The sequence below is a fragment of the Pedobacter endophyticus genome (genome assembly GCF_015679185.1).
Classification (GTDB): Bacteria; Bacteroidota; Bacteroidia; order Sphingobacteriales; family Sphingobacteriaceae; genus Pedobacter; species Pedobacter endophyticus.
This window is the reverse complement of sequence record NZ_CP064939.1, coordinates 4,977,895-4,995,962: the sequence shown is the minus strand read 5'-3', so window position 1 is coordinate 4,995,962 and position 18,068 is coordinate 4,977,895. Positions and strand designations below refer to the sequence as shown.

General features: G+C 42.6%; 15 protein-coding genes. 13 read left to right on the top strand and 2 right to left on the bottom strand.

Annotated elements, in window-relative coordinates; translation table 11 throughout:
* Window positions 1-67 precede the first annotated feature (67 nt).
* Entirely contained in the window at window positions 68-511 is a 444-nt protein-coding gene (locus tag IZT61_RS20315) for a hypothetical protein (RefSeq protein WP_196098822.1), read from the bottom strand.
* Window positions 512-656: 145 nt separating this feature from the next.
* Between IZT61_RS20315 and IZT61_RS20310 the strand changes: the two genes are divergently transcribed.
* From IZT61_RS20310 to IZT61_RS20270, 9 genes are all read left to right on the top strand, one after another.
* The gene (locus IZT61_RS20310; protein WP_196098821.1) at window positions 657-2,240 is read left to right on the top strand and encodes an arylsulfatase; all 1,584 of its coding nucleotides are present in this window, start codon (window positions 657-659) and stop codon (window positions 2,238-2,240) included.
* A gap of 66 nt (window positions 2,241-2,306) precedes the next feature.
* Entirely contained in the window at window positions 2,307-2,783 is a 477-nt protein-coding gene (locus tag IZT61_RS20305) for a hypothetical protein (RefSeq protein WP_196098820.1), read from the top strand.
* A 73-nt stretch (window positions 2,784-2,856) separates the two neighbouring features.
* Window positions 2,857-3,891 carry an HAD family hydrolase gene (locus IZT61_RS20300; protein WP_230383785.1) on the top strand — a complete coding sequence of 345 codons (1,035 nt, stop codon included), beginning with the start codon at window positions 2,857-2,859 and terminating at the stop codon, window positions 3,889-3,891.
* Window positions 3,892-4,252: 361 nt separating this feature from the next.
* On the top strand, window positions 4,253-5,299 hold the full coding sequence (locus IZT61_RS20295; RefSeq protein ID WP_196098819.1) for a formylglycine-generating enzyme family protein: 1,047 nt from the start codon (window positions 4,253-4,255) through the stop codon (window positions 5,297-5,299).
* Window positions 5,300-5,540: 241 nt separating this feature from the next.
* Entirely contained in the window at window positions 5,541-6,227 is a 687-nt protein-coding gene (locus tag IZT61_RS20290) for a hypothetical protein (protein WP_196098818.1), read from the top strand.
* A 129-nt stretch (window positions 6,228-6,356) separates the two neighbouring features.
* Window positions 6,357-7,007 carry a hypothetical protein gene (locus tag IZT61_RS20285; protein WP_230383784.1) on the top strand — a complete coding sequence of 217 codons (651 nt, stop codon included), beginning with the start codon at window positions 6,357-6,359 and terminating at the stop codon, window positions 7,005-7,007.
* Window positions 7,008-7,084: 77 nt separating this feature from the next.
* Window positions 7,085-7,786, top strand: a complete 702-nt coding sequence (locus IZT61_RS20280) for an outer membrane beta-barrel protein (protein WP_196098817.1) — start codon at window positions 7,085-7,087, stop codon at window positions 7,784-7,786.
* A 139-nt stretch (window positions 7,787-7,925) separates the two neighbouring features.
* A complete protein-coding gene (locus tag IZT61_RS20275) occupies window positions 7,926-8,354 on the top strand; it encodes a DUF1810 domain-containing protein (RefSeq protein ID WP_196098816.1) in 429 nt (142 codons plus the stop codon).
* A complete protein-coding gene (locus IZT61_RS20270; protein ID WP_230383783.1) occupies window positions 8,347-8,919 on the top strand; it encodes a DUF1543 domain-containing protein in 573 nt (190 codons plus the stop codon). Before IZT61_RS20275 ends, IZT61_RS20270 begins: the two co-directional genes overlap by 8 nt.
* Before the next feature lie 160 nt (window positions 8,920-9,079).
* Here the strand turns inward: IZT61_RS20270 and IZT61_RS20265 are convergent, their stop codons facing one another.
* Window positions 9,080-10,123 (bottom strand): NAD(P)-dependent alcohol dehydrogenase, encoded by a 1,044-nt coding sequence (locus IZT61_RS20265; protein WP_196098815.1) that lies wholly within the window; start codon window positions 10,121-10,123, stop codon window positions 9,080-9,082.
* Between the two features lie 666 nt (window positions 10,124-10,789).
* Here IZT61_RS20265 and IZT61_RS20260 point away from each other — a divergent pair.
* The 4 genes from IZT61_RS20260 to IZT61_RS20245 all read left to right on the top strand — a co-directional run bounded on the left by IZT61_RS20260 (window position 10,790) and on the right by IZT61_RS20245 (window position 18,012).
* The gene (locus IZT61_RS20260) at window positions 10,790-12,862 is read left to right on the top strand and encodes a glycoside hydrolase family 2 protein (RefSeq protein ID WP_196098814.1); all 2,073 of its coding nucleotides are present in this window, start codon (window positions 10,790-10,792) and stop codon (window positions 12,860-12,862) included.
* A gap of 509 nt (window positions 12,863-13,371) precedes the next feature.
* Window positions 13,372-16,014 carry a TonB-dependent receptor gene (locus IZT61_RS20255; protein ID WP_196098813.1) on the top strand — a complete coding sequence of 881 codons (2,643 nt, stop codon included), beginning with the start codon at window positions 13,372-13,374 and terminating at the stop codon, window positions 16,012-16,014.
* Between the two features lie 285 nt (window positions 16,015-16,299).
* On the top strand, window positions 16,300-17,247 hold the full coding sequence (locus IZT61_RS20250) for a glycoside hydrolase family 43 protein (protein WP_196098812.1): 948 nt from the start codon (window positions 16,300-16,302) through the stop codon (window positions 17,245-17,247).
* Window positions 17,248-17,655: 408 nt separating this feature from the next.
* Window positions 17,656-18,012, top strand: coding sequence for a response regulator transcription factor (locus tag IZT61_RS20245; protein WP_196098811.1), 357 nt, complete (start codon window positions 17,656-17,658; stop codon window positions 18,010-18,012).
* Window positions 18,013-18,068 lie beyond the last annotated feature (56 nt).

Sequence of the window (18,068 nt, the reverse complement as noted above, 5' to 3'; positions counted from 1 at the left end):
AAAGGAACGAGAAGCTTTAATTCCCATTCAAAAGCCGCTGGCGTACGCAATAATTCTCACTAAATTGCTAATGCTCCGTGCCTGTATCAATACCCTTTGTAATTTCGTGCAAACTTTTTTGCGTAACAGATAGGGCTTCAATTATTCGCAGATAGGTCTGATTCAAATCTCTAAGATGCTCATTCTCTAATTTCAATCGATAAAACTCACCATGGGGCGCACTGTCGGCTGCTTCGTGCTGTTGCTTTTCGTCCACATCACCATCGTATGCGTGCTCACTAAACGGTGCCCCTTTGCCCGTGATAAACCACCGGAGGTTCAAATCTTCAAACTTGTTTGCTAAATCTGAAATAATTTCGAAGGATGGTTTGGCTTTCGGGTCTCTCCCAATCCGATAAATTTTTTCAGGACTGGAATAATTTAATGCCTCTGCGAGCCCATTAATGCCTTTTATACCGTTAAATTCAGTTATCACCTCTATTCTTTCAAAGATATTTGATTTTTCTTTCATAAAAATTTGATAAATACAAACTTGTTTGTATATTGTGCATACCTTAACCCAACAAACAAACGTAAATTCATTTTTTTGAAAGATTTGAGTACGGATGATTTTTAGGGGTTAAAAATAAACTACTAAAGTACCAAAAAAACAAAAGATGAAAAAGAACTACAAGATCAATTTTAGGAGGCTAACTGCCGCGGCCCTACTGGTCTACCTTGTGCAACCCGCGTTTGCGCAGCAAAAAAAGCCGAACATCCTCATTATTTGGGGAGATGACATTGGCACATGGAATATTAGCCACAACAATCGTGGCATGATGGGTTATAAAACACCAAACATCGATCGAATTGCCAAAGAAGGTGTTTCTTTTACCGATTATTATGGGCAGCAAAGCTGTACGGCCGGGCGGGCAGCGTTTATTGGCGGTAGTGTGCCGGTAAGAAGTGGGATGACGAAGGTAGGCATGCCGGGCGCCAAAGAGGGTTGGCAAAAAACTGATGTTACTATGGCTACCGTGTTAAAAAGCCAGGGCTATACCACAGGCCAATTTGGAAAGAACCACCAGGGCGACCGCGATGAGCATTTACCTACCATGCATGGTTTTGATGAATTTTTGGGAAATCTGTACCACCTTAATGCTGAAGAGGAGCCTGAAAACGAAGACTATCCAAAAGACATGGTGATGGCCAATGGGAAAACATTTAAGGAAGTATTTGGCCCTCGTGGCGTAATCCATAGTTGGGCCGATGGTAAGGGCGGGCAGCGCATAGAGGATACGGGCCCGTTGACGAAAAAACGAATGGAAACGATTGATGAGGAATCGATTGCTGCCGCTAAAGCATTTATAAAGAAACAAGTTGATGGCGGTAAACCGTTTTTTACCTGGTGGAACGCCACGCGTATGCACTTCCGTACGCATGTAAAAAAAGAACATAGGGGGATAAGCGGGCAAGATGAATACAGCGACGGCATGGTAGAACACGATATGATGGTGGGCGAACTGCTGAAATACCTTGATGAACTGGGCATTGCAGATAATACCATTGTAATGTACTCAACAGATAACGGGCCGCATTACAACACCTGGCCTGATGCCGGAACTACACCTTTCCACGGGGAGAAAAACTCAAATTGGGAAGGGGCCTACCGTGTGCCAGCCTTTATAAAATGGCCCGGTCATTTCCCCGCCGATGTTACTTTGAATGGAATTGTATCTCACGAAGATTGGCTGCCAACTTTTGCTGCCGTAGCCGGTAACGATAAAATAATCGACCAACTAAAGAGTGGTGTAGACTTGAACGGCAGACATTATAAAAACCACATCGACGGAGCCAACCAACTAGACTATTTAACCGGTAAATCGAAAAAATCTGCACGCGATGGCTTCGTTTACGTAACAGATGGTGGCGAGGTAGCTGCATTACGTTACAACGATTGGAAAGTTACCTTTTTGGAAGAACGTGCTAATCAGCTACAGATTTGGTTAGAACCTTTTGTAACCTTGAGAACGCCTTACCTATTTAATTTAAGACGGGACCCGTTTGAAAAAGCACTAAAAGGATCAAACACCTATTACGATTGGTATTTAAGCCGGGCCTTTGTAATTACGCCAATACAGCAGTACGCCATCAGGTTTCTATCAACTTTCAAAGACTTTCCACCTAGTCAAACCGCGGGCGACTGGAGCTTAACGAAAGTACAGAAGCAGGTTAATGAAATGAACGTAAAAGGAAATTAACTATTAAACATACCCTTAATTAGTAATCCCAGAAAGGGGGGCAACTCCCTTTCTTAAACTCTCGACATGAAAAGAAAATTATTACTCTCGCTCGTGCTTTTGCTTGCTGTTATGGTAGCTAAAGCACAAGCTCCCGACTTAAACGAAGATGAAATCATCCGTAAGCAATGGGGAATGGCATTGAAAGACCTTACCGCTTCGGTATTAAAATTGAACCAACTGGAAGCGGATCATTTTTGGCCGATTTGGGATGCCTACCGTGAAGACAAAAAACAAATTGTAAACGCCAAATGGAGCTACCTGGCTGATTATGCAGCTAGCTATGACAACATGACGAATGAAAAAGCGTCAGAAATAACTTATGGTCTTTTGAGAAGCGAAAAAAGATTATCAGGTATTAAATCTAAATACTTCAAAAAAATAGCAAATAATATTTCTGCAATTAGAGCGGCACAATTTATCCAGATAGAGACAAGCATAGACAACGAGCTGCGATCTGTACTTACTCAAAATATGCCATTGATGCCAGATCCGAAGCAATAAACAAAAAATATGCGGCCTGCACCACAACATATCCAGGCAGCGCTAACCACAAATCCTGTAATTGTAATCTAACATGAAAATTAATTCAGTTGTATTCATGCTGTTTATTTCCGTGGGCCTTGTGGCCTGCAAACAAACAAACAAAAGCAAAGACAGCCATCCTTTTGACATAGCTACATTGGATGACATTCTCCTGCCATCTTGGAACGAGGGGTCGAACAAAGAGGCAATTATCGATTTTGTAACCAAAACCACCACTAAGGGAAGCGCAGAATTTATTCCCGTTGCCGACCGTATAGCCTGTTTTGATAATGATGGAACACTTTGGAGCGAACAACCGATGTATTTTCAACTGGCCTTTGCTATAGATCGGGTTAAAGCCTTGGCCAAAGATCATCCAGAGTGGAAAGCCAAAGAACCTTTTAGGTCCTTACTGGAGGGCGATATGCAGAAAGTACTGAGCGGTGGCGAGCCAGCGCTGCTTCAGTTGGTTGCGGCATCACATGCGGGCGTTTCAACAGATGAGTTCAATCAAAACGTGGCCCATTGGATGAAAACAGCAAAGCACCCCACAACTGGCAAAGCATACTATAAAATGGTATACCAACCCATGATAGAATTGCTTGATTATCTTCAAGCTAACGATTTCAAGACCTTTGTCGTTTCTGGCGGAGGAGTTGACTTTATGCGGGTTTGGGCCGAAAAAGCATATCATATTCCGAGCTATCAAATTATTGGGAGTTCGCTTAAAACCAAATACGAAGTTGGCGCAGATGGCATTCCGAAGCTGATCAAGTTGCCCGAATTAAACTTCAACGATGACAATACGGGCAAGCCGGTTGGCATCCACCAGCATATTGGCAAAAGGCCAGTTCTGGCGTTCGGCAACTCGGATGGCGACTATGAAATGTTACAATGGACAACAACAGCCAAAGGTTATCCGAGGTTGGGACTGATCCTGCACCACACCGACGCAGAAAGTGAATGGGCTTATGATAGAAAATCGGCTGTTGGCAAACTTGATAGAGCTTTAAATGACGCTGATAAAAACGGCTGGCTGGTGGTAGACATGAAAAACGATTGGAACAAGATTTATCCAAGACAATGACCAATGAACCAATTGTCATCCTGAGCGGAGTCGAAGGACAATAAACCAAGTAACCATTAAACCAATCGTCATCCTGAGCGGAGTCGAAGGACAATAAACCAATGACAAATAAACCAATTGTCATCCTGAGCGGAGTCGAAGGACAATAAACCAATGAACTAATAAACCAATTGTTATCCTGAGCGGAGTCGAAGGACAATAAACCAATGAACTAATAAACCAATTGTCATCCTGAGCGGAGTCGAAGGACAATAATCCAATTGTCATCCTGAGCGGAGCCGAAGGACAATAAACCAATGAACCAATTGTCATCCTGAGCGGAGTCGAAGGACAATAAACCAATGACCAAAACATACTCAAAATGAAATTTTATAAAACAATGGCCTTACTCCTATGTGCACTTTTACTGCTACAATGCAAACAGAAGCAAGGTAAAAGTGGGGTAGAAAACGTAACACCACCTCATATGGTATTAATACCGGGCGGAACCTTTAGCATGGGCGCCAAGAGCGGGGCCGACAACTTGATTAATGCAAACGAGTACGGGGTACGGGTTGATAGTTTTTACATGGACGAAACCGAGGTTACCAACGATGAATTTACAAAGTTTGTGAAAGAAACCGGCTATAAAACAGTTGCTGAGAAGCCCGTTGACTGGGAAGAAATAAAGAAACAACTTCCTGCGGGTACGGCCAAGCCTGACGAGAAACTTTTGGCGCCAGGATCGCTGATTTTCGATCCATCGAAGGAAATTCACAATCTCTACGACATTTCGCAATGGTGGACATGGTTAAACGGTGCCGATTGGAAGCACCCAAAAGGACCTGAAAGTTCTATCGACGGCTTAGGGAAGCACCCTGTGGTTCATGTTGCTTACCAGGATGCTGCCGCTTATGCCAGGTGGGCCGGAAAGCGATTGCCTACAGAGGCCGAATGGGAATACGCGGGGCGGGGCGGAAAACCGAACCAAACTTATGCCTGGGGCGAGCAATTAACGCCAAATGGTAAATACCTCGCCAATTTTTTTCAAGGTTCATTTCCGTTAATGAACACCAAAAACGATGGTTTCGAACGAACTGCTCCTGTTAAAAGCTTCGCCCCTGACGCTTATGGCCTGTACGATATGATTGGTAACGTATGGGAATGGACAAGCGACTGGTATACGGCAGATATTCATGAACTAAATAGAAAAAACTTAAAAGCTGGGTTTTGTAGCAACCCCCGCGGGCCCGAAAAAAGCGCCGACCCGAATGAACCTACAACACCCAAAAGAGTAATTAAAGGCGGTTCATTTCTTTGTAGCGAACAGTACTGCAGTAATTACCGACCTGATGCACGCATGGCTACGGCATTTGACTCGGGCCAAACACATTTGGGCTTTAGGTGCGTGAAAGAGGTAAAAAGGTAGAGGGTTAAAAGGCTAAAGCTTAAAGACTAAAGCGAAAAGTCTATAGCACTGCATCACCAATGAACCAATAACCCAATTGTCATCCTGAGCGGAGTCGAAGGACAATGAACCAATAACCAACTGTCATCCTGAGCGGAGTCGAAGAACAATAAACCAATTAACCAATAACCAACTGTCATCCTGAGCGGAGTCGAAGGACAATGAACCAATTCAAACAATTAACCACTTCACCTTATAAACAATGAAAACCATCTTGATCTCCATATTGATGATCTGCTGCTCCCTAACCCTGCATGCGCAAGAGGAGGACAAAGATGAATTTTTTCAGGAAGCAGAGGCCGCGTATACCTATGTAAACAACAACAAATGGCGAGGTGCTGCAACCGCCAATTGGAAACACCTTTTCGACAAATACAACTGGAGCAGGTGGGGCATGGACGCGTACATTTCCAGAAAAATGAAATTTATCAGTTTAGAGGCTGGGATTACCACATACTACACTGTCGACAAGAAAACAGCCAATTTTTTAGAATTAAGACCTTGGTTTGGACTTCGTTCAGATTTTGAACTGAGTAATCGGTTGTTGCTGATGCAGAAATTTAAGATAGAACGCCGACACTTTCTATACAAAGACGATACTTTCGCCGACATGCACACCACGCGAACCCGGTTTTTACTTTCGCTGAAATACGATTTCATAAAAGATAGAGAAGATTGGAAGTTGAACCCAACCAGTGAATGGTACTTTGTAAGCAAAAACGCCGATGCAGAACGGTTTTCAAACTCGGTTGAGTTCGGTCTTAGATTATTAAAAATATTTAAAAACGAACATGAACTCGCGGTAGGATACAAACGAGAATCATACAAATCGGAATACATAAGCGAAGACAAACACGGCCACATCTTTTTATTGGAATACGCTTTTTGATAGAAAGTCTGAAGTCGCAAGTCCGAAGTCCGAAGTCGTGATTGGATAGTCGATAATTTAAGCACTTAGATTATGAACTAATAACTAGCAATTTAACAAAGAAACAATTCAGCAAACTAATCAATGAAAATGAAAAACACACTAATGATCATCATAACAGCCGTGGTCTTCAACTTTGGGAAGACCCAAACACAGGCACAAGAAATTAGATTGAATGCCTATTCGGGTTATTCGTTTGACGACCGGGTAAACACCTATTATAGTACCAGCGACTATTACGAAGGCAGGATAGAAGGAAGCTACAGATGGGGCTTTGACGCGGAGTACCTGCTTCAGCAAAGATATGGATTAGCGCTGAATTACAGCCGTCAAGATACCAAAGCACCGATCAGGTATTATCAAATTAAGGATAGACAAACCACTTTCGACCTGGGAATTGACTGGATTACATTAGCTGGAACCCACTATTTTAAGGTGAACGAAACGGTAGAACCCTATGCGGGCATTATGGGAGGTGTGGCCATTTTCAATATTCGCAACCCAGATAGTGAATTGAGCCAATCTGTTACCAGGTTTGGCTGGGGATTACGAATGGGTACCAATATATTTTTTTCCGAATCTCTGGGCATAAAGTTTCAAGCTGATCTCCTTTCAGCTGCACAAGCTGTTGGCGGCGGGGTATACTTCGGCACAGGTGGCGCTGGAACGGCCGTATCAACTTACTCGAGTATGCTGCAGTTTACGTTGGGTGGCGGATTGGTCTACCGGTTTGGCAAGTAAAGTAAAAGGACGTAAGATCGTCGGAAGCCGCGATTGCCATCAGAAATTTGCGGCCGCAGCGATTAAAAATTATATTTATGAAAAAGATAATACTTTTGGCTATGGTTTGCTTATATGCAAACATAGCATCGGCACAGGTTTTAATTGCCTTGTTATTGGGCGATAAGTTAAATTCGGAAAAGATAGAATTCGGGTTTAATGTTATGCCAACGCTTAGCACGCTCACCCAAACGGATGGAGATTTTAAATCAGGCTTGGGCCTGGGCCTGTATTTCAATATTCGATTGAAACCAAACCTCTACTTTCACCCAGAATTTAGCCCCAAAACCGCATTTGGAACCGCAAACCTCGCACCGTATGCTACGGGTTATAACAACATTGATCAAATTTATTTAAACGATGCTCAAGCCGGAGTTTTAAAAAAAATAAAAGCAATGAGCCTCCCATTATTGATTCGATACCGCATTAAGGGGCTTCTATTCGCAAATCTGGGGCCTCAAATCAATGTGTTTTATAAACCTAAAGATATATTTACTACCGAGGCCGATGGAAACGAAATTGACTATACCACATCAATAAAAAACCAGGTTTCTTTTATGGACATTGGCTTAGCTGGAGGCTTAGAATACAAGTTAAAGAAAGACAAGGGCATGGGTATTGGCCTCCGTTATTATTATGGGCTTACTGATGTATTAACGAAACTGAGTGGTTCGCAACGAAATTCTGCTTTCAATTTAAGTGTGTTTATCCCGATAGACCCCGGGGCGAAAAAGAAGTAACTATGAATGCTAATTTTTGTTTTTCCTTAACCGCGAGCTAGCTACGGTGAAGGCTTTGGCAACCTCCAAAAACTCATTTATTGCGATTTATTTAAACCAATTGCCCACATACTTGTTAGCAGAGTGGTAACCGGAAACGATGGCAAGAGAAAAAACATTAAATCGATTTATAGAAGCGCAAGAACAAGACTATAGCCGAGCTTTGACTGAAATAAAGCAGGGCCGCAAGCGCAGCCATTGGATGTGGTATATTTTTCCGCAAATAAACGGATTGGGCTTTAGCGAAACCTCTAAGTTTTACGGCATAAAAGATCTGGCAGAAGCAGAAGAATACCTGTCGCACCCCATTTTAGGCAGCAGGTTATTAGAGATTTCAACAGCCCTTTTAGCGCTCGACGAATCGGATGCGTTAAAAATATTCGGTTCGCCAGACAATATGAAACTGAAATCGTCGATGACACTTTTCGCCAGTATTGATGATGCGCCTCAAGTATTCAAATCCGTTTTAAATAAGTTCTTTAACGGAGAAACAGACTCAGAAACTTTAAAATTGATCAAGAATGGCTGATTTAAACGCGATGCCAAAACTTTATATGCTGTTGTTGGGATCGAAAGCACCACAGCGAAACGTTGAACAACATGATTACTTTTTCGGCATAGCCCACTCCCTGAAAGAGCTGGTGCCTCACATTAAAGCGTTTTGGCCCGAGGCTGGGAACAGCATCCATGTTGATGGCTGGCGAGAGGTGAACACGGTGGGCGAATTTCAAATTAAAGTAAGACCAAAAGACGAGGCGGCAGCACCCGATCTGAAAAAATTGTTTTTTATCAATTTAGGCGGCTATCAAAGTCATAAACTGGTTGAGCATCACCACATTGTGCTTTCGGTAAACAACGACAGGGCGCAGGCGGTACAGGAAGCCAAAAAAAGCGTGTTTTTCAAAAGTAATTCGATCAAAGGAGCCAACGCCCACGTCGACGAGAAATATGGAGTTGATGTAGATGATATTTACAAAATTGAAGATGTGCTGAGTGCCGAAATGAAAGCAAAATATCAGGTTGAGATTATCCACTCGCCAGATTTAGCGGAAGATGAAATCCATTTGGGTTATTTCAAATTGGATAAACTGTAGTGATCACATTGATTTTTTAAAAATCTACAGTTATGTTAATACTGATTTGTCAGGCTGAGCGGAGTCGAAGCTCAATTAACCGCCCCTTCGACTCCACTCAGGATGACAAACGATATGAAGTTTTACGCTTGACTTATCGCTGCCTGGTAACGCTGAACAACTACAATGTAGCCATATCGATAACAAATCGGTACCGAACATCCCCTTTTTCCATACGCTCGTAAGCGTTGTGAATGTCTTTGATATCAATCAATTCAATTTCCGACACGATGTTGTTTTCAGCACAGAAATCGAGCATTTCCTGCGTTTCTTTAATGCCGCCAATGTTCGATCCTGCAAGGCTTTTTCTGCCTCCAAGTAAGCTAAATGCAGCTATTTCGGCTGGTTTTGGTGGTACGCCAACGCAAATGTGTACGCCATTGGTTCGCAACAACGAAAGGTACATGTTAAAATCGTGCTCTGCTGAAACTGTATCTAAAATAAAGTCGAAGGTACCTCTGGCAGCCTTAATCTGAGCAGGGTCGGTAGTAACCACAAAATGGTGAGCACCAAGCTTTTTGGCATCAGCTTCTTTACCCGGCGATGTGCTTAATACGGTTACATCTGCACCAAATGCAACACCAAACTTAACTGCCATGTGGCCTAATCCGCCTAAACCCAGTACCGCCAGTTTATGGCCTTTTCCAACTTTCCAGTGGCGCAAAGGCGAATAGGTGGTAATGCCTGCGCAAAGCAGTGGCGCTGCAGCAGCTAAATCAACTCCTTCTTTAATTTTTAAAACAAACTCTTCACGCACTACAATTTGATTCGAATATCCACCGTAGGTTGGGCTTTTTCCGTCTCTTTCGCGGTCGTTGTAAGTTTGCGTATTTCCCTCCAGGCAATATTGCTCCAAATCTTGCTTACAGTTTTCGCATACCTGACAAGAATCGACCATACAACCGGTACCGGCCAAATCGCCTACTTTAAAGTTCTTAACATGATCTCCAACCTTAACCACACGGCCAACAATTTCGTGCCCCGGAACCATCGGAAAAATCCCCGGAAACCAGTCGTTTTTAATTTGGTGAAGGTCTGAGTGGCAAACACCACAAAAAAGTATTTCGAACTGCACATCGTGAGGTCCTACTTCTCTCCTTTCGAAGCTCCACGGTGCAAGATCAGTTCCGGCAGTTTGAGCTGCATATCCTTTTGTTGCTATCATAATTCTTTTTATTTATATACTAACAAAGTTAATGCGCATTTGTTAAACAAATTATCTATTTCGAAGAATTGATAAATTTCAAACAATTTTGTCAACCACCTCCCATCATCCAGGGAAGTCGCTTTTAACTTTTCTTTGCTAATTTTTTCTGTTTTCTATGAATGCCAACGGCAAAAACCATGTATTATATTTGCCACGCCCGCCCAATGTCATTTGGTTAAGCTCGACGGGTGTCCGTTTGAGCCTTTCGACTTGAGCTTGTATTGAGCGTACTCGAAATGCTCAAAATAAACTCAGACGAAGACCTTTTGTATAGGATTAAACAAAAAACAGCTGTCCTTCGACTAAGCCTGTATTGAGCGTAGTCGAAATGCTCAGGATGACAATATTTTTGATTTAATCCTCAACTTAAAGCATTGCTGCCCCTTGGATCAGACGGGCGTGATTTCTATTCTTCCGCGGCCATTTTTGCGTATGTCCACGGAAAAACTATGCATTATTCGCCAAGGAAGTACGAAAAACACGAAACAACTTTAATTCTTTTTCGTCGCTATAATTTTGCTAACTTAGCTCTTCCTGATTTTATCGTGGCCACCATCACGTTTAATTTGACAAGAACTTAAAATCTCTCTCTAGCTTTTCACATCCCTGTTTAAATAGACAGAAATGATTAATAGATTTATTAAAAAGCGAGGCTATATACTTTTGTTTTTTGCGTTTACTGTGACTTCCGCTTCTTCGCAAGATTTTTTAAAAAACAGAGAAGTTCAACTATTAACCCATTGGGATTTTTTATTGGGTAATGAAATTCCACCCCGTGTAACAAAATATGCAACCCGAAATTGGACGCCTGTAAGCGTACCGCACACCTGGAACGCCAAAGATGTGCTGGAAAAAGGTTTTGAAATGTATAAAGGACAGGGATGGTACAAAACCAATTTGAAAATAAGCCCGCAAAAAGGCAAACGCTATTTTTTACGTTTCGAAGGCGCGGCTATAGTGGCCGATGTTTATGTAAATAATAGGCTAATAGGCGAACATAAAGGATCGTACACGGCTTTTATTTTCGAATTAACCGACCACCTTCGCGAAGGCAACAATGAGCTGAAAGTAGGTGTTAGCAATGCCTTCCGTATGGATGTTGCACCAAATGATAGTGACCTCTATCCGTCTTTCGGTGGTATTTACAGACCTGTAACACTTTTTACTACCTCCAACCTGTGCATCTCTCCGTTAGATGATGCCTCTACGGGTGTTTATATCAGTACGCCAAACGTAGGTAGCGCAAGTGCAACGGTAAACATCAAAACATTGGTTAATTACAAAGCCGACGATGGCAGCGAAGCTTCAGCGAATGTAGAAACCATCATTAAAAACAGGGAAGGGAATATTGTAGCTTCGGCAAAAAGCATGGCCCAAAATCTCTTATCAGAAAAAACAAAATCAGTTTCGGTACAATTAACCGTTAATAACCCAATATTTTGGGATGCGAAGCGAAATCCATATTTATATCGTGTTATAGTTTTGCTGAAAGATGAGCAGGGAAAAACTATCGACGAAATTGCGCAGCCTTTGGGCATACGAAGCTTTTTTGTTGATGCCAATAAAGGATTTTATCTCAATGAAAAAAAATACGATTTGTACGGTACAACAAGGCATCAGGAATGGGAAGGACTCGGCCCGGCATTGAGCGATGCAAACCACAAGACCGACATGTATCTGATTAACGAACTTGGTGCTAACATGCTTCGCCTGGCGCACTACCCGCAGGCTGAAATGATGTATGCAACGGGCGACACGACAGGGATTGTAATTTGGGCAGAAGTGCCTGTTACGCCCCCTTACCGGTTTAACTTTCAGCCGTACATTGAAAATACCCACCAGCAATTGCGTGAAATGGTTAAACAACTGTACAACCACCCCTCTATTCTATTTTGGGGCATGCAAAACGAATCGCATATTCCCGCAAATGATCTGGCCGAACTGCACAAGCAGGCCAAATTGTTAGATCCTTATCGACTCACTACACAAGGAGATCATACTTCCCTGCAGGAGCGCCATTTTATTACCGACCTGGTTGCCTGGAACCGTTATTATGGTTGGTACGGCGGTAAGTTTGACGATTTAACGACCTGGTACAATGGCATTAAAAGCAAGTTTCCGAGCCTTAAAGTGGGTATTAGTGAGTATGGTGCGGGAGGTTCTATATCGCAGCAAGAAGAAAACCCCAAAGTGCCCGACCCCACCGCAGGCAAATTTTACCCTGAACAATACCAGCGGCTTTACCATGAGGAAACTTACCGAAGATTAAAAAAAATGAACGGCCTCTGGTGCAAAATTATCTGGAATACTTTCGATTTTTCGTGGGAAAATGTCGATCGTGGCGATCGCCCTTTTATCAACCACAAAGGATTGATTACTCACGACCGGAAAACTAAAAAAGATGCCTTTTACTTTTACAAAACGCAGTGGACGAATGAACCTGTTTTGTACTTGTTAGATAGAAGATTAGTGAAGCGTAGCCATGCCAATACCGTAGTAGCTGTTTACACCAATCAACCCAACCCGACATTAAAAGTAAACAACAAGGTTATAAAAGGGCGTGAATACGATGCTGAACTAAAAAAATACCTGTGGAAAGTGGTATTGCAGCCCGGCGAAAACCATATCGAAGCCAATGTAGGGTCCAAAAGTGGTCGACTCAGCGATTCGTGTAAATGGAATTTAACCACACAGTAAGGATAAAATAAAAAACATTGTCGTCCTGAGTTTTAATTTTTCGGAAAAAAATCAATATTAAGTAACGTCCTTTTTTAGAAGAATGCTCCTAAGAAGGGTCGTCATTTGGAGCACAACCGAGAACCACGAAGTGCTCAGCATAGCTAAATCTCTATCCGAGGTTCAAAAATTTCTCCTCCAAAGGCGCTCCTACGGAGCGCTTCGGCGAAAGGACGATTTTTATGGTATTTACGAAAAACTTCCACTCCTTTGTTTTTTCTAAAACTAATCTCTGAGAATGACGACCGTTCATAGATAACTCGATATAAGGTTGGTGCTCATTGCAACCATTCTATACTTTATAACACCCTTTTCAAGATGTGTTCACACCATAGCGAGAATCGGGACAGGCCGTTCCTCAGCATGACAAAACAAGTGTTGATCACCAGCTAAAATTTACCGTAAAAAAATGATTACGTCTTCGGGCTTGCTAGTTGAAGATCGTACTTTTGCCTCACACACAATAAATTATGGGCACTTTTACTAAATCGATTTTCCTGATGCTGCTTCTGGCGGGGATTTTCAGGAACAGCAACGCACAAAATTCCGTCGTCAGCGGAGTGGTTTTAGATACGGCAGGCCTGCCTCTTCCCGGTGCTGTTGTCAGGATCAAATCGGCCACTGATAGCGTAGGCAGCTCTGCCGATAACGATGGTAAATTTACGTTCACAAAGGTTAAGTATAAAGCGTTTACCCTATCCGCTTCATTTATTGGCTACGATACTTTTACCAAGCAATACGTCATCTCGAAAGGAAACACCCTTCATATTACCGATATCAAACTGAAACCCTCATCGAACACGCTCGATGCGGTTACCATTTCGGGAACGCCGCCAATTAAAGTAACCGAAGATACCGTGAGCTTTAACGCCAAGGCGTTTCCGGTACGAGATGGCGATGCTGTTGATGAGGTATTAAAAAAATTGCCAGGCATTAAGGTTGATAAAGACGGTAACGTAACCAGCCAGGGAACACCGGTAACCAAGATCCGCGTTAATGGTAAAGACTTTTTTGGAACCGACGTAGCTACTGCGATTAAGAACCTGCCTGCCGAAATTATAAAAAACCTGCAGTTTATAGACGATTATGGCGACCAGGCGAAACTGACCGGCATAAAATCGGGCGAGCCGGAAAAGATACTAAACCTCACGATTGAGGAAGACAAGAAGAAAGGTTACTTTGCCAGGGCCTCTGCCGGGCTGGGCAATGCCGATCGGTACAACACCAACATCAGGGGCAACAGTTTAAAAGGCGAGCGGCAAATTTCGTTTAACGGAACTGCTGCCAATGCAAATATGCGTGGCGGTGGCGGCGATGGCATTACCACCAGAAATGATGTAGGCTTGAACTATAAAAACGAGTTTAACACTAAAATTTCTGCTGATGCGGCTTACAATTTCAACAACAACAAAAATAACACCATTAGCAGCACCTACACGCAGAACTTTTTACAGGATGCCAACCAGAATGCAATAACCCGCCTGGAAGATGCCCGGGGCAATGCGAAAAGCGACAGTTATAACCACTGGTTTGGAGGCAATTTTGAGTATAAAATCGATACGATGAACTACCTAAAAATTTCGCCGAACTTTTCTTACAACAAAAATAACGATGATAACACGAGCGCCTCGTTAATTACGCAAGATACTTTATCAACCCGGCGAGAGAGCAACAGCCTCAATACGGCCAACAACATCAACTTGCGTACAAACGTATTTTACAACCATAAATTCGCTAAAAAAGGTCGAAACTTTACCACATGGGGCAACATCAACTACTCGAGCGGAGAAAGTTACAGGCAGGCGCTAAACCAGTACATTAACCAATATACCAACGCTACCGATTCGCTTTTGCAAAACCAGTTGAATAATCAGGATAACCGAAATTTTTACCTCAATGTTGGTGCTTCGTACATGGAGCCGCTATGGAGAAAAACGTTCTTGGAATTTAATTACAGCTGGAACCGTTCGGCAACAAATAATACGAAAGACACTTACGATGTTAACGGTGGCAACCAGGTTTTTAATCCCAACCTGAGCAACATTTACGATTATCAGTTTATCACCAACAAGGCCGGCGTAAACTACAGGTACATTGGCGAAAAATTAAATTATACCCTTGGGCTAAGCGCACAACCGGCCCTACTGCGGGGGCAAAACCTCAGCACCGGCGTGCAAACGGTTAATCGAACGTTTAATTTTATTCCTTCGGGCAGATTTTCGTACAAGTTTTCTAACCAGCAATCGCTCGATGTAAACTATTGGGGTCGCAACAACCAACCGGGGTTTTTACAACTACAGCCCATAACCGATAATTCAAACTTGCAAAACGTGGTAACGGGAAACCCAAACCTGAAGCCTGAATTTATCAACAGCATTAATGCGCATTACAAACAGGCCGACTGGAGCGCAGGCAAAGTGTTCATCGCCAATTTTAGCTATCAGCGTACCAATAATAAGATTGTTACTACCAAAGATCGTGTACCAGGAACGGTAAATCAGCTGACGAGTTATATCAATACCGATGGTTTTTATACGCTGCAAGGGGATTACGACATCAGCAAGCCGTTTTCTGCCGACCGCAAGTTTACGCTGGGTTATTCGGGCTCAGGGCGCATGAACAATAACATTTCGTTTACCGACGGAAGCAGAATTAAAGCAAAAAACTTATCGTGGCGCCAGGAACTCGAATTTAGGGTCGATTTAAAAGACATTGTAAACTTTGAAATAGAAACCTCTTATTCGCAAAACCTGACCAACTACTCTACAGATACCTTCGCAGATCGGCAGTCGAACCGTTTCGAGTACGGCATTGAAGGGCGTAATTATTTTTTTAAAGATCTTACCCTGGGCTACGATTTTAGCAAGCAGATAAACACAGGCTTTGATAACGGTTCGGTGCGTAACCCGACGCTGCTTCGTTTGTATTCTGAATACAGGTTTATGAAAGATAACATGGCCGCCATTCGTATTGAGGGTTTCGATTTGCTGGATCAAAACTCGGGCATTTCGAGAGATGTTTTCGACAACGTTATTGTGGATAGGCAGGTGAACCGACTTGGTCGCTATTTTATGCTTTCGCTGATTTATAGGGTGCGCAAATTTGGGTCTTAAATCATTCCGTCGGTTGAAACCGACGGCAAATTCAAACTGACGGCAAATTCAAACCGACGCAAAAGGAATAGCGATTTGCAATTAATTTAAAACTCGAATCCGTCGGTTGAAACCGACGGCAAATCGAAACCGACGCAAAAGGAATAGCGACCGCAAAGGAATAGCGATTTGCAATTAATTTAAAACTCATATCCGTCGGTTGAAACCGACGGCAAATTCAAACCGACAGCAAGGGAAACCGACGGCAAGGGAAACCGACGCAAAAGGAAGTGACACATCTTCATCATGGTAAGAAAAGCAATAAAAATACTATTCATTCTAAGCATTGTTTTAGCTATAAAAGCCAGTGCTCAAAATGCTGTGCCAATTCGATTGGCCGACCCAACAATTTTTTATCATCATAAAACCTATTATTTATACGGAACAGGTGAAACCAAAGGGCGAGGCGGCTTTGAGGTGTTCTCATCTCCTGACCTGAAAAACTGGAAAGACGAGGGGCTTGCCTTGAAAATGGGCGATGCCTTTGGCAATAAAGGATTTTGGGCGCCACAGGTTTTTGTGTATAAAAACAAATTTTACATGGCTTATGTAGCTGATGAAAATATTGCCATTGCAGAAAGCGATAGTCCGCTTGGGCCATTTACTCAAAAGGTAAAAAAATCGATTGCTGCACCGACTAAAATGATCGATCCATTTGTGTTTTTTGATGGCGATAAAATTTATCTTTATCATGTTAGGCTGATTAACGGAAATCGCTTATACGTTGCCGAACTGAATAGCGATTTTACTACAATTAATGAAGAAACAGCCAAAGAGTGCCTTCATGCTGCCGAGCCCTGGGAAAACACCCAGCATACCGGCTGGGGAGTAACCGAAGGCCCAACAGTGGTAAAAAGAAAGGGCTTATATTATTTGTTTTATTCGGCAAACGATTACCGCAATGTTGATTACGCAGTCGGTTACGCAACAGGGAAAACGCCTTATGGCCCGTGGAAAAGGTACACCAATAATCCTGTGCTCAGCCGCATACAAACACAAATGAACGGCACTGGCCACGGCGATTTTTTTACCGATAAAAAAGGGAAACTCAATTATGTTTTTCACACCCATGAGTCAAATACCAAGGTGGGCCAGCGCAAAACGGCAGTTATAGCAGCCAAATTTGCTAAAGGCAATGGCGTCGAAGAAACTTTAAAGATAGACAGCACCACTTTCAGATACCTCAACAAATAGCAAAACCGGGAAAAACCGTTCACATTCATATTTACCCGCGAGCCAGGAAAGCAGCCTTGCTTAACTATTAAGTTTGAAACCATGACCATATTAACCGTTGTGGTTTTTACGTAAACGGCTTTGCGTATTAGCCAGTAAAGCACAACGTTAACTACTTAAAACATAAATAAAACACGCCATTATGATTCAAATTTTTTAAAATAATTTTTAATTAGTAAATTGTGTTCTGTTTAAAACCATTCGGAGCCAGAAGACGTTAGTCATATTTGAAGTGAACATTTGATGCGAATAGATGTGGGGCCATAATTGGCATAAAACCACACCCGCATTGCAACCGGTATACTTGCCCATCTCCGCAGCGGAATTTAAGAACAGTAGCTTAAATTGGTTAATCAAAAAGAAAATAATATGGCTAAAATTCTTGTTTTGGACGACGATCGGAGCAATGCTGATGCCATTCAGGCCGTGTTAGAGGATCAGGCTTTTGATGTGGCGAGCATTTGTCACTCCGATGAACTCGGATTGGCCATAAAGCTTTTTCAGCCCGACCTTATTGTAATGGATATCTTGTTGGATAACGGCGACGGGAGGATGATCTGTAACGAAATTAAAGGAGATAAGCGCACCAGCCACATCCCCGTTCTTTTAATTACCGCTATGCTTGAGTCGCAAGCCATAAAGATTCCCAACCTTGCAGATGCAATCATATTTAAGCCATTTGATTATACCAAGCTTTATCAAAAAGTAAATCGACTGATCAATTAAACCGAACACAAAGTCTATAGAATTTTATTTAGACAAATGAAGCGCAATACCTTATA

Excerpts from the sequence above, each read along its gene's own strand:
- IZT61_RS20315 (WP_196098822.1), bottom strand. The coding sequence starts at position 511 with ATGAAAGAAAAATCAAATATCTTTGAAAGAATAGAGGTGATAACTGAA.
- IZT61_RS20310 (WP_196098821.1), top strand. The coding sequence starts at position 657 with ATGAAAAAGAACTACAAGATCAATTTTAGGAGGCTAACTGCCGCGGCC.
- IZT61_RS20305 (WP_196098820.1), top strand. The coding sequence starts at position 2,307 with ATGAAAAGAAAATTATTACTCTCGCTCGTGCTTTTGCTTGCTGTTATG.
- IZT61_RS20300 (WP_230383785.1), top strand. The coding sequence starts at position 2,857 with ATGAAAATTAATTCAGTTGTATTCATGCTGTTTATTTCCGTGGGCCTT.
- IZT61_RS20295 (WP_196098819.1), top strand. The coding sequence starts at position 4,253 with ATGAAATTTTATAAAACAATGGCCTTACTCCTATGTGCACTTTTACTG.
- IZT61_RS20290 (WP_196098818.1), top strand. The coding sequence starts at position 5,541 with ATGAAAACCATCTTGATCTCCATATTGATGATCTGCTGCTCCCTAACC.
- IZT61_RS20285 (WP_230383784.1), top strand. The coding sequence starts at position 6,357 with ATGAAAAACACACTAATGATCATCATAACAGCCGTGGTCTTCAACTTT.
- IZT61_RS20280 (WP_196098817.1), top strand. The coding sequence starts at position 7,085 with ATGAAAAAGATAATACTTTTGGCTATGGTTTGCTTATATGCAAACATA.
- IZT61_RS20275 (WP_196098816.1), top strand. The coding sequence starts at position 7,926 with ATGGCAAGAGAAAAAACATTAAATCGATTTATAGAAGCGCAAGAACAA.
- IZT61_RS20270 (WP_230383783.1), top strand. The coding sequence starts at position 8,347 with ATGGCTGATTTAAACGCGATGCCAAAACTTTATATGCTGTTGTTGGGA.
- IZT61_RS20265 (WP_196098815.1), bottom strand. The coding sequence starts at position 10,123 with ATGATAGCAACAAAAGGATATGCAGCTCAAACTGCCGGAACTGATCTT.
- IZT61_RS20260 (WP_196098814.1), top strand. The coding sequence starts at position 10,790 with ATGATTAATAGATTTATTAAAAAGCGAGGCTATATACTTTTGTTTTTT.
- IZT61_RS20255 (WP_196098813.1), top strand. The coding sequence starts at position 13,372 with ATGGGCACTTTTACTAAATCGATTTTCCTGATGCTGCTTCTGGCGGGG.
- IZT61_RS20250 (WP_196098812.1), top strand. The coding sequence starts at position 16,300 with ATGGTAAGAAAAGCAATAAAAATACTATTCATTCTAAGCATTGTTTTA.
- IZT61_RS20245 (WP_196098811.1), top strand. The coding sequence starts at position 17,656 with ATGGCTAAAATTCTTGTTTTGGACGACGATCGGAGCAATGCTGATGCC.